This is a genomic window from Cryobacterium sp. MLB-32 (assembly GCF_000738085.1).
Lineage (GTDB): Bacteria > Actinomycetota > Actinomycetes > Actinomycetales > Microbacteriaceae > Cryobacterium.
Genome location: NZ_JPRS01000006.1, coordinates 1 through 12,051, shown reverse-complemented (window position 1 = coordinate 12,051; position 12,051 = coordinate 1). Strand labels below are relative to the sequence as shown.

10 protein-coding genes and 1 pseudogene are annotated in these 12,051 nt (G+C 67.4%); 6 read left to right on the top strand and 5 right to left on the bottom strand.

Annotated features, from left to right (window positions below; genetic code table 11):
• Nucleotides 1–5: 5 nt before the first annotated feature.
• Nucleotides 6–146, bottom strand: coding sequence for a hypothetical protein (locus JF66_RS22805; protein ID WP_156109606.1), 141 nt, complete (start codon nt 144–146; stop codon nt 6–8).
• Between the two features lie 215 nt (nt 147–361).
• On the opposite strand from JF66_RS22805, the pseudogene JF66_RS01415 reads away from it, so the two are divergent.
• From JF66_RS01415 to JF66_RS01395, 5 genes and pseudogenes are all read left to right on the top strand, one after another.
• A pseudogene (locus tag JF66_RS01415) lies at nt 362–2,244 on the top strand (gamma-glutamyltransferase family protein).
• Between the two features lie 205 nt (nt 2,245–2,449).
• The gene (locus JF66_RS22800) at nt 2,450–2,632 is read left to right on the top strand and encodes a hypothetical protein (RefSeq protein WP_156109605.1); all 183 of its coding nucleotides are present in this window, start codon (nt 2,450–2,452) and stop codon (nt 2,630–2,632) included.
• 139 nt (nt 2,633–2,771) lie between these two features.
• Nucleotides 2,772–4,907, top strand: coding sequence for a S9 family peptidase (locus tag JF66_RS01405; RefSeq protein ID WP_035874103.1), 2,136 nt, complete (start codon nt 2,772–2,774; stop codon nt 4,905–4,907).
• Nucleotides 4,908–5,010: 103 nt separating this feature from the next.
• Nucleotides 5,011–5,676, top strand: coding sequence for a GAF and ANTAR domain-containing protein (locus JF66_RS01400; protein WP_035874101.1), 666 nt, complete (start codon nt 5,011–5,013; stop codon nt 5,674–5,676).
• 43 nt (nt 5,677–5,719) lie between these two features.
• Nucleotides 5,720–6,433, top strand: coding sequence for a GAF and ANTAR domain-containing protein (locus tag JF66_RS01395; RefSeq protein ID WP_035874096.1), 714 nt, complete (start codon nt 5,720–5,722; stop codon nt 6,431–6,433).
• Between the two features lie 102 nt (nt 6,434–6,535).
• Here JF66_RS01395 and JF66_RS23450 read toward each other — a convergent pair whose 3' ends face one another.
• The 3 genes from JF66_RS23450 to JF66_RS22795 are packed head-to-tail and all read right to left on the bottom strand — an operon-like array spanning nt 6,536 to nt 7,844.
• On the bottom strand, nt 6,536–6,706 hold the full coding sequence (locus JF66_RS23450) for a hypothetical protein (protein ID WP_197059285.1): 171 nt from the start codon (nt 6,704–6,706) through the stop codon (nt 6,536–6,538).
• Between the two features lie 14 nt (nt 6,707–6,720).
• Nucleotides 6,721–7,650, bottom strand: coding sequence for a PIG-L family deacetylase (locus tag JF66_RS23445; RefSeq protein ID WP_197059284.1), 930 nt, complete (start codon nt 7,648–7,650; stop codon nt 6,721–6,723).
• Between the two features lie 35 nt (nt 7,651–7,685).
• Nucleotides 7,686–7,844, bottom strand: coding sequence for a hypothetical protein (locus JF66_RS22795; protein WP_156109604.1), 159 nt, complete (start codon nt 7,842–7,844; stop codon nt 7,686–7,688).
• Nucleotides 7,845–7,977: 133 nt separating this feature from the next.
• Here JF66_RS22795 and JF66_RS22790 point away from each other — a divergent pair, with 133 nt between their 5' ends.
• Nucleotides 7,978–11,127 (top strand): DEAD/DEAH box helicase, encoded by a 3,150-nt coding sequence (locus JF66_RS22790; protein WP_051972974.1) that lies wholly within the window; start codon nt 7,978–7,980, stop codon nt 11,125–11,127.
• A gap of 188 nt (nt 11,128–11,315) precedes the next feature.
• Here the strand turns inward: JF66_RS22790 and JF66_RS23440 are convergent.
• Nucleotides 11,316–12,051, bottom strand: a 736-nt coding sequence (locus tag JF66_RS23440; RefSeq protein WP_197059283.1) for an HNH endonuclease signature motif containing protein, incomplete at its 5' end; no start/stop codon positions are given.

The window sequence follows — 12,051 nt, the reverse complement described above, 5'->3', positions numbered from 1 at the left end:
CGACGTCAGCTGACAGCCTTCGCCAGCAGGGCGACGAGTCGTTTCCGATCGGTGGCGGTCAGCGTGGTGACGACATAAGAAAGCGGCCAGAAATTACCGTCGTCGAGGTTCGCCTCCGGCTGCACGACGATGGTGGAGTAACGCACCGTGAACGTGGCTGCGCGTGGGAAAACACCACGACCGTGCCGTCGTTCGTGGCAGGCTTCTGCCCTCGTCAGGGAACCGGTCGTGCGGGATAAAGGTATACAAATGACTAAATGTTTGTGTGATTGTATTCAATCGGCGCCCAACTGTGACCGACAGATCGTGGGACACGCCCGCCCGTCTCCCATGCCGACGACCCGAAGCCGAAAGTGAACCCATGTCCTTCTCACCTCCGCACTCCCTGACCACCCGCCCCACCCTGCAGGCACCTTCGGCATGACGGCGTCCACGCACTGGATCGCCACGGCGACAGCGCAGGCCGTGCTGGAACGGGGCGGCAACGCCTTCGACGCCGCTGTTGCGGGCGCCTTCGTGCTGCACATCGTGGAACCCCACCTCAACGGCCCCGGCGGCGACATGACCGGAGTCTTCACCACGGCGGAGCGGCCGGGCGTGCCGATCGTGCTGATGGGCCAGGGCCCGGCCCCGGCCGGGGCGACCCGCGAACACTACCGTGGAGAGGGCCTCGACCTGGTTCCCGGCTCGGGAGCTCTGGCCGCCGCGGTACCGGCCGCCGTCGACGCGTGGCTGCTCCTGCTCCGCGACCACGGCAGCTGGCAGCTCGACGACGTGCTCGCCTTCGCCCTCGGCTACGCACGCAACGGCCACCCCATCCTCGGACGGGTCTGCGACACCATCGCCGCGGTCTCCGACCTCTTCACCGAGCATTGGCCCACCTCCGCCGCGCAGTGGATGCCCGGCGGCCGCATTCCGAGCGCCGGCGACATCGTGACCAACGAACCCTGGGCCCGGGTTCTCGAGCGGCTCGTTGCGGCGGCAGCGGATGCGGGTGAGCCGCGTGAGGCACGCATCGAGGCCGCCCGCACGGAGTGGCGCGAAGGCTTCGTCGCCCGCGCCCTGATTGATTTCGGGCGCACCCCGCATCGACACTCGTCGGGCACCGACCACCGCGGCGTCATGACGCTGGCCGACCTGGCCGACCTGAGGGCTTCCTTCGAACCGGCGACGACGGCGGTCTTCCGCGGACACACCATCGCCAAGACCGGCGCCTGGGGGCAGGGGCCGGTACTGCTGCAGATGCTGACCATCCTCGAGGGCTTCGACGACGAGCACCTCGACCCCTCGACCGCGCTCGGGGCCCACACCATCCTCGAAGCCGAGAAACTGGCCCTCGCTGATCGTGACACGTATTACGGCGATGCCGACGTGCCACTCGACCACCTGCTGTCGCTCGCCTACGCTGACGCCCGCCGACAGCTCATCACCCAGACGGCCTCGCACGAGTTCCGCCCGGGAACAGTCCCGGGAGTCATCCCCTTCACTCCCCCGATGCGCACCGACTACCGTCCCCCGGCTCTCGCCGCACTCGGAGTGGACGTGCCTTTCGCGGGGGTAGGCGAGCCCACCGTGGCGGCGCCAGGGGCTGTGGCTTCACATGGGCCCGCGCCGGCATCCGCTGCCGAACCGGTCGTGATGCCGAGTGGTGAGATGCGCGGCGACACCTGCCACATCGACGTCGTCGACCGCTGGGGCAATATGGTCTCGGCCACGCCGTCCGGCGGCTGGCTGCAGTCCTCGCCCACCATCCCCGAACTTGGATTCTGCCTCGGCTCGAGGCTGCAGATGACCTGGCTCGAGGAGGGGTCTCCCTCGACTCTCACGCCGGGCAAACGCCCCCGCACGACCCTGACCCCCACGCTCGTGCTGAAAGACGGCGCGGCGGTGACCGCGCTCGGCTCGCCGGGAGGAGACCAGCAGGACCAGTGGCAGCTCCTCTATCTGCTGCGCACCATCGTGGGCGGCTACTCACCGCAGGAGGCCATCGACGCCCCGGCCTTCCACACCACGTCGTTCCCCGGCTCGTTCTGGCCCCGCACATGGACGCCGGGCGGCGCCGTTGTCGAAGACCGGCTCGGCGACGACGTGATCGCCGAGCTGGAACAGCGCGGCCACGTCATCACCCGCTCCGGCGGCTGGTCGCTCGGCCGCCTGTCCTGCGTGACCAGCGATCCGACCACGGGCCTGCTGCAGGCGGCCGCCAATCCCCGGGGAGCCCAGGGTTACGCCGCCGGACGGTGACGACCACGCGGACAACCATCGCTCAGCTGCTCAGCTGCTCAGCTGCTCAGCGCACACAAGCACGAATCCCACCAAGAAACTCTAAATTACCACCCGGACACGACGAATTCCAGCCCCCTGACTGGGATGAACGGAACCCAGCTCTGCCGCCGTAGTCTGAAAGGGTCGATCCGATCACACAGAGTCGGCGGCAGGAAGGATTCTCGTGAAGATGCTACAGATTGAATGCCCGGAGTGCAATCAATTGGTCTGGATCACGTCGGACACCCGATTTGCCACCTATCATGCCAAGGATGGATCCGCCGAGGATTGCCCCGGCTCGCGGATGATCATTCCGGTGCCCCCCAAAGCGTCCGCGCGACGAAAGACCGCCACGACGACGCTGTAGTCGCGTCGCACCATACAGAGGTGCCGGCATCTCGTCGACGACAAGACGGATGTCGGCGCGTCCTGATTCTCCCTCGCCTCCGGGGTCGAGACGGCCCCGCTCATGGCAGGAATTCCCGGCCCGCGACGTACCCTTGATTATGAGCACTCCTCCGATCGCGGCGAAGAAGCCGCAGCAGCGTATCCACCACGCCGACGTCCACGTGGACAACTACGAGTGGCTGCGTGACAAGGAGAACCCCGAGGTCATCGCCCACCTCGACGCGGAGAACGCGTACACGGATCGACGTACGGCACACCTTGAGCTGTTGCAGGAACAGATCTTCGACGAGATCAAGGGCCGCACGCAGGAGACCGACCTCAGCGTTCCCGTACGCCGCGGCGACTGGTGGTACTACACACGCACCGTCGAGGGCCAGGAATACGGCATCCACTGCCGGGCGCCCATCACCGATCTCGACGACTGGGTGCCCCCGGTGGTCGACGCAGCGGGTGCCGGTCTTCCGGGCGAACAGATCCTGCTCGATGACAACGTGGAGGCCACGGGCCAGGACTTCTACTCGCTCGGCAGCTTCGATCTGAGCACCGACGGCACCCGGCTCCTCTACGCAGCCGACGTGGAGGGCGACGAGCGCTATACGATCCGGGTGCGAACGATTGCCACGGGCGAGAACCTGACGGACGAGATTCCGAACACGAGCGCGGGCGCGGTCTTCGAACCGAGCGGTCGATACCTCTTCTACACGACCGTCGACGACGCCTGGCGCCCCGACACCGTGTGGCGCCACGAGATCGGCACCGCGGCATCCGCCGACATCAGCGTTTTCACCGAACCCGACGAACGTTTCTGGGTGGGCGTGGGCCTCACCCGCAGCGGTCGATACCTGATGATCGAGGCCGGCTCAAGCGTGACGACCGAGACCTGGATGCTCGAGAGCAGCGACCCGACGGGCGAGTTCGCGGTGGTGTGGCCACGCCGGGACGGCGTGGAATATGACGTCGAGCACGCGGTGATCGGCACCGAAGATCGCCTGCTCATCGTGCACAACGAGCATGCCGTGAACTTCGAGCTGGTGAGCGTCGCCGCGGCCGACCCGCAGGGTGAGAAACGACTGCTGCTTCCCCACAACCCCGAGATCCGGCTCGAGAGCGTCGATGCCTTCCGGGACTTCGTGGTGGTGGAATACCGCAAGGACGGCCTGACCCGGGTAGCGGTGGCTCGCCGCGAGGACCAGGGCACCCCCGACCACGGACTCACCGAGATCACCTTCGATGAGGAACTCTTCGCGGTCGGCACCTCGGGCAACCCGGAATGGGACCAGCCCACGGTACGCCTCGGGTACACGAGCTTCATCACGCCGGGAACCGTCTACGACTACGTTGTCGCCACCGGTGAACTGCGCCTGCTCAAGCAGCAACCGGTGCTCGGCGGGTACGACCCGACGCGGTATGAGCAGCGGCGGGAATGGGCCCGCGCGGCCGACGGCACGCGCATCCCCATCTCCCTGGTCTTCCGACGCGACCTCGTGGTTCCCGGCACGCCGGCACCCACCGTGCTCTACGGTTACGGCTCCTACGAACACAGCGTCGATCCCGGGTTCGGAATCCCCCGGCTGAGCCTGCTCGACCGGGGCATGATCTTTGCCATCGCGCACGTGCGCGGCGGCGGCGAGCTCGGCCGGCTCTGGTACGAGCAGGGCAAGACGCATCAGAAACGCAACACGTTCACGGATTTCGTGGCCTGCGCCGAACACCTGATCGACGAGGGCTATACGGCACCGGATCGCCTGGTCGCGGAGGGCGGCAGCGCCGGTGGGCTGCTCGTGGGCGCCGTCGCGAATATGGCGCCAGAGCTGTTCTCCGGCATCCTCGCCGTGGTGCCGTTCGTCGACGCGCTCACGTCTATTCTCGACCCCTCCCTTCCCCTCACGGTGATCGAGTGGGACGAGTGGGGCGACCCCCTGCACGACCCGGAGGTGTATGCCTATATGAAGTCGTACTCCCCCGTGGAAAACGTGCGCGACACTCACTATCCCCGGATCCTGGCGGTGACGAGCCTCAACGACACCCGGGTGCTCTATGTGGAGCCGGCCAAGTGGGTCGCGCGCCTGCGCGAGGTCGGAGCGGATGCCCTGCTCCGCACCGAGATGTCGGCCGGCCACGGCGGTGTCTCCGGTCGGTACAGCGCGTGGCGCGAACGAGCGTTCAACTACGCGTGGGTGATCGACGCTGCAGGGGCGCATCCGTCGGGCGAACCCGCGGTCGTCGTCGATTAGGAGCAGATCGCCCGGCCGCGCGCAAAAACTTCCGCGCGGTCCGACAGACGGTCGTATCCTGTAGGAGTACAAGCTCAGAAAGGGTCAGAAGGGCCGGTCGGTCATGTCGCACTGGGGATTTTCGAACGAGGGGGATTCCGAGACTGCGGCCTGCGCGCAGTTCCTGGCGGCCCTGCCCGTGGCGGGAGTCGCCGTGGCGGTTTTTGGAGCGTCCCTGCCGGAGACGGCCGTTTGTTCCACGGATGCCCTCGCCACCCGGCTCGACGAACTGCAGTTCGACCTGGGCGAGGGACCGCGGTGGGAGGCCGTGCAGTCTCGGCTCCCGGTGCTGCTGCCTCACGTGCAGGACCGGCCTCACCCGGACTGGCCGATGTTCGGGAATGCGCTTCTCAAGACCGATGTGCAGGCCTTGTTCGTGTTTCCGCTGGTGGTCGGTGCCCTCGACGTGGGGGTCGTCGAGCTCTACAGCCACTCCCCCGACACACTCGGCCCCGAGGAGCGGATCATCGCCCTGGCCCTGGCCGACCGGCTCGCCTGGAGCCTGCTCAACCGCATCCTCGCCATGAACGATCAGACGCATGGTGACGAACAGGACTCTCCCCTGTCTCGCCGCGAAATTCACCAGGCGACGGGCATGGTGCTCGTTCAGCTGGGTCTGACGGCCACGGAGGCTCTGATGCGCCTGCGGGCACACGCCTTCTCGCACGACGAGTCCGTGCGAGACGTGGCCCGTCAGGTGGTGCGCCGAACACTTGTTTTCAGTGACTGACAATGCTCTTTACAATGCCGATTTGCGTTCTACACTGAACCGTATGAGCTCCCTGACGCGTGCCTCGCTTGTGAGCGGAGCATTTGTGAAACTGGCCGACGCGCTCGTCGGCGAGTACGACGTGCTCGATGTGCTGCATACTCTCGTCGAGCAGGCCGTGCAGTTGCTCGATGCCACCGCGGCCGGGCTCCTCCTGGCCGACCCGGACGGACATCTGCAGGTTCTGGCCTCCACCAGTGAGGAAAGCCAGCTCGTGGAAATACTGCAGAGCCAGGCCGGGGTGGGGCCCTGCGTGGATGCCTTCCGCACCGGTCACGTGATCACGATGAGTGACATTGAGGTCGAGGGTGCCCAGTATCCCGCTTTCACGCGCGCCGCCCTGTCTCAGGGTTTTCGTTCCGTGCACGCGATCCCGATGCGGGTGCGTCCCCAGACGATCGGCGCCCTCAACCTCTTTCGTGCGCAGCGCGGCCGGCTGACGGAGGAAGACGCCGCGATCGGGCAGGCCCTGGCCGATGTCGCGACCATCAGCATCTTGCAGGAACGCACCGTGCGCGAGAAAACCGTCGTGAACGAACAACTGCAGCGTGCCCTGAACAGCCGAATCCTGATTGAGCAGGCCAAGGGCGTGATCGCCCAGCAGACCGGCCTCGATATGAACGAGGCCTTCAACCGGCTGCGTGCCTACGCTCGGTCGCACAGCGAGGCCATGCACATCACCGCGGAGAACGTGATCAACAACCAGGTCGCTGTGTAGCAGCGCTCAGGTCACGAGCCCCTCGCGCTCGGCGACCGACAACGCCGGGCGCGGTTCGAAAACGTCCAGCAGAAAGTCCTTCTCCCGGTGCTGCACGGTGCGCTACAGTCCGGCCAGGTGCACGAGCTGGGTGTGCACGCTGTCGGCGTTCAGGGGGTAGTCCGGCACGGGGTGGCGCCAGTGACAGGCCAGCAGAACTCCGTCTGCGGTAAGGCTCGCACGGCATTTGTCAAGCAACTGTCGCAGGTCGGTCGCCGAACAGTAGTAGGCCACCTCCGAGAGAACGATCAGCTCAAAGGAGCCGGCAGGCCACTGGGTCGGCAGGACGTGCTGTTCAAATGTGATGTTTCGATGCTCGGCAAGACGCTTCCGAGCCGTCTCGAGCGCTTGTCAGCGGAGTCGACGGCCAGCAGGGAATCGCAACGACGGGCCAGCTCTCCCGTGAGCACCCCGGTCGAGCAGCCCAGTTCGAGCACAGCACCAAAGCGCTCCCGGGGCAGGGCAGCGAGAGTGAGCGCCCGTTTGCGCCTCTCGTACCAGCGGGTCTCCACATCCCAGGGGTCGCTCCGGTCCGCGTAGAGCTCGTCGAAGAAGGGCGCGGGGAGGCTCTCGGTCGTTCGCACTGGCGTCGGTTCCGGGTGGCTCGCGACCGCGCCGGGAACGGTCCCGGCCTCGATGAACGTCTCGTACCCGCGTGTGAAGTGCGCCGTGACATGATCGTTGGCGATCGGTTCGCCTCCCGCAGTCTCCGCAGGTTCATGGCCGTGGCTCTGACGCCGGCCAAGGGCCCGCAGCTTCACCTCCCGTTCCTCGGGGCTGAGGTCGAGCGCGCACAGCGCCTCCTCCGGCCACACGTCGTCAGTGGGCGACGACCAGTGCCAGGCCGAGATCGGATACTCGAAGAGCCTCGCCGTGCCGGCCGCGGCCGCGTCGGCGGCGGCATCGCCCGCCGCGATGTGGTCCGGGTCACCGTCAGCCCGCCAGGGGGCCACGATCCAGGTGCCGGGTTCGGCAGGTTCCAGCTCCGCCGAGATGGCAGCGGCGGCATCCCGCACATGCGCGGTCAGCGCGCCGTCGGGTAGCTCCAGCAGACGCACGGCCGCATCGGGGGCCAGCACGGCGACTGCCGTCATCACGTCGAGGCGCCGGATGGCGGCGAGCCGCTCCGGGGCATCCGCATCGGCGGCCGCCCGGTCGCCGTTGCTCAGCACGAGCACCGAAATCGGCCGACCCAGGCCGGCCGCCCGGGCGATCAGCCTCCGGCTCCGAGCGTCTCGTCGTCAGGGTGGGCGGCCACCACCACGAGTCGCCGCAGGTCGTCGAGTGGCAGGGCGGGCAGCCCGGCGCGCCAGTCCGATGCCGCCCAGACTTTCTCCGGGGTGCCGTCCTCCCCGTGACCCAGGTTCACCATGGCACTTCGTCCTCTCGCGCCCGTCGCCTACGCCTCGCGAAGGCGACGCGACACTATCACCAGACCGGGCCGCGAGCCAGAGCCGTTCACCACCCAACCGACCGCGCGGCAGCCGGCATGACAAAATTGAACCATGACGGCGAGAAACTCCGGGGGGACGCCCGCATGGAAGGCCCTGCTTGCGGCACCGGTGGAGCCGAACGGCGTATCCGTTTCGCGTCAGTCCGCTCGGATCGGCAGCGCCGCCGCCGCCGAGCGCGCGCCGGGAACGCCACCCACGCGCATGGGTCTGCAGTTCGAACTTCGGGAGCAGATTCCGCGCACGCACGAACGGTGGCGAGGCCCGACCGCTCAGGCCGTGAAGACCGTCAAGCCCGGCCACGGGGAGTTTCGGCTCGGAGTGCGCCCGGTCGTTCAGAACGACAACGGCAACTGGGTGCGCGCCAACCTCGCCTGGAACAACCTCACGTTCCAGGTGCGGGAGCTCAACCTCGACCCGGTTCAGCACCGCTGGTTCTCGGAGCTGATCGCCCTCTACAGGGCCGTGCGCATGGTCTATTCGAGCCAGGAGGCAGACTGGATCTACCTCGACGAGTTCAGCAGCCCGCTACTCTGGCACTTTCTCGGCGACGCGGACCGGCTGGGAATCGCCCTCGTGGGAACGGGCAAGAACGTCACCGTGACCCTCGGTGCCGAGGCCACGGTGAGCCTCAACGTCACCCGCGACGCGGCAGACCTACGCCTCGCCAGTACCCTCACTATCGACGCGATCGCCGGCTCGGTGGAAGCCGCCGGCGCCATCGGCAGCCACGGCGTCTACACGTACGATTTTGCGCCGCACGCCGCCTTCACACTCGCCGCCACGAGCCATCCACTCACGCCCGAGCAGCGCTCGTTGCTCGGGCGACCCGCCACGGCCATCGTGCCCGAGGCCGACGTGAACGAGTTCCTCACCGAGTTCTACCCGGCCCTCCGCCGCCGCATGCGGATCGTCAGCACGGATGCGTCGGTGCTGTTCGCCGAGCCCGCCCCACCCGTACTCGTGCTGACCGCCCGTTTCGGCGCGAAGCACACGCTGCGCCTTGACGCGCAGATGGAATACATCGAGGGAACCCTCAGAACCCGGCTGCCGCTCACGCCCGACGCCGACGATGCAGAGCCCCGAGACACCGAGGCCGAAGCCCAGCTGCGCGTGCGGGTGGCCGGAGTGCTGCGCGACGCGGCGGACAGCGCTCTAGATGGCGCTGATGGTGACGCGATACCGATGCTGCAGGGCGTCGACGCCGCCGTGTTTACCGAAACCGTGCTGCCCCGGTTGCGCGCTCTCAACGGCGTGCGCGTCGACGTGGTCGGCACCGAGCCTGCGTACCGCGAGCTCACCGCCACTCCCGAGCTCACCCTGACGACCGTCGAAACCGAGCAGCGCGACTGGTTCGACCTCGGCGTGCTCGTGTCGATCGACGGCCGCAGCGTGCCGTTCGCGCCACTCTTCACGGCGCTGTCGAAGGGCCAGACTCGACTGCTGCTCATCGACAACAGCTACCTCTCGCTGCGCCAACCGGTGTTCGAGCGGCTGCGCGAGCTCATTGACGAGGCTCGGGAACTGTCGGAATGGGAGACCGGCCTGCGCATCAGCCGCCACCAGGCCAGCCTCTGGGCCGACTTCGAGGACCTGGCCGACGAGACCGAACAGGCCGTCACGTGGCGCGCAGCCGTGGCAGGGCTGCTCGACGCTTCCGGCATCGACTCGACGCCGCTGCCGGCCGGCGTGACCGCCACTCTGCGCCCGTACCAGGCCCACGGATTCGACTGGCTGGCTTTTCTCTGGAAACACCGGCTCGGCGGCATCCTCGCCGATGACATGGGGCTGGGCAAGACACTGCAGGCACTCGCCCTGATCGCTCACGCCACGAGCACCGGGGCCCGCACCGAACCGAGCACACAGGCGAGCAATGGGTCGACCACTGACTTGAGCATCACGTCGGGCACCGGGACTCATCCCGAAGGAACCATCGCGGCGGGCACCGAACCGAGCACCGACGACCGGAGGCCGTTCCTGGTCGTGGCGCCGACATCCGTGGTCTCGAACTGGGTGGCCGAAGCCGCGCGTTTCACGCCGGGCCTCCGGGTGCGCGCCCGCACCGAGACCCAGGGTGGCGGCAGGGTGTCCATCGCGGATGCCGCGGCGGGCGCCGACGTGATCGTCACGTCGTATGCACTGTTCCGCCTCGATTTCGACGCGTACCAGGCCCACGGCTGGGCCGGACTGATTCTCGACGAGGCGCAGTTCGTGAAGAACCGGGCGTCGCAGGCACACCTGTGCGCGAAGGAGCTGCGCACCCCCTTCAAGCTCGCCATCACAGGCACCCCGATGGAGAACACCCTGCTCGACCTGTGGTCGCTGTTGAGCATCGTGGCGCCCGGGCTGTTCCCGTCTGCGCGGTTGTTCACCGAGAACTACGTACGCCCGATCGAGCGCGCCGAGAACCCGGCCCTGTTTGCGAAGCTGCGGCGACGCATCCGCCCGGTATTGCTGCGGCGCACCAAGGAGATCGTGGCGCCGGAACTGCCGGCCAAGCAGGAGCAGGTGCTCTCGATCGAGCTGGGCCTCGAACACCGTGCGATCTACGACACCTTTCTGCAGCGGGAGCGGCAGAAGCTGCTCGGGCTGATCGAGGATATGGACAAGAACCGGTTCATCATCTTCCGGTCGCTCACGTTGCTGCGCCTGCTCAGCCTCGATGCCTCACTCGTGGACGAGGCCTACCGACACGTGCCGTCGAGCAAACTGGACGCGCTGTTCGAGCAGCTCGACGACGTGGTGGCGGAGGGGCACCGGGCGCTCATCTTCAGCCAGTTCACGTCGTTTCTTCAGCTCGCTGCGGCCCGGCTCGATGCTGCGGGCACGCCCTATTGCTATCTCGATGGCTCGACCCTGCGCCGGTCGGAGGTGATCGACCGGTTCAAGACCGGCCTCGCGCCGGTGTTCCTGATCAGCCTCAAGGCGGGCGGATTCGGCCTCAACCTCACCGAGGCCGACTACGTCTTTCTGCTGGACCCGTGGTGGAACCCCGCCACCGAGGCACAGGCCATCGACCGCACGCACCGCATCGGCCAGACGCGCACGGTGATGGTGTACCGCATGGTGGCCGCGGGCACGATCGAGGAGAAGGTGATGGCTCTGAAGCAGAAGAAGGCAGAGCTCTTCGACTCGGTAATGAACGACGACGCCGCGTTCAGCGAGTCCCTCACCGCCGACGACATCCGCGGCCTCTTCGACTGACCCGCTCCCCCGAGCGCATACCCGCCAGTCCACGATCTGCCCGTCACGCACCGTCGGTCAAGCACCCACGGGTCAAGCACCCGCTGGTCGAGCAGCGCCGTCTACGGCCCCGGTTGTCGAGCTTGTCGAGACACGAGATCCCGCGAGCCGCCCTCCGGACGCCCCATCTCACTGCCGAGGCGTGACCTTCACGCCTGCAGCCGGAGTGGCGACCCCAACTTCAGGGCTGACTTGCTCTTCAACAGGATCGGCGTGCGGGTCGGGTCGGCGGCGGGCGGCGGGATCAGCCAGAATTCTTGCCGGATGCGGATGATTTTCCACCCGTCGTTGTGCAGCCTGAGGTGGTGCGGGCTGCAGAGCAAAATTCCTTCCTCGAGGTTCGTGAGCCCGCCCTCCGCCTGCCACAGCCGAAGGTGATGCGCCTCCGAAAAGCTCGGCGGCCTCAAGCAGTCCTTCCACATGCACCCACCGTCCCGAAGGGCCAACGCCGCGCGTTGAGCGGTGGTGAACAGTCGTTGTTCGCGTCCAACGTCAAGCACCGTTCCGTCTCGACCGAACAACACGGGTGTGAAGCCGGTGTTGCACACGGTCCGGTCGATGGTGGCGGTCGTAGCGGCGTCCGGTGTGCCTTCGATGAACCCGTTGCGAAGGAGCACGAGGCCCGTTGTCGGCTGCGTCGTCGTGGGCGCGGCCGGTGTGCGCCCTGCCTCAGTGGGCCCTCCGGTCGTGGGCGCGGCCGTCGGATCCGGTACGGGTGCCCCAACGACGACCAGTTTGACCGACGGGCGGATACGCCCGAACAGTGTTCCGGGGTCGGCGGCTGCGGCGACCTTGATCACCTCGATCAGGGACTCGGCGGCGATCTGGTCGGTGGACCGGGGGTCGTCGATGATGCGCTGCGCCCGCTCCTTTTCGCCTTTCTCC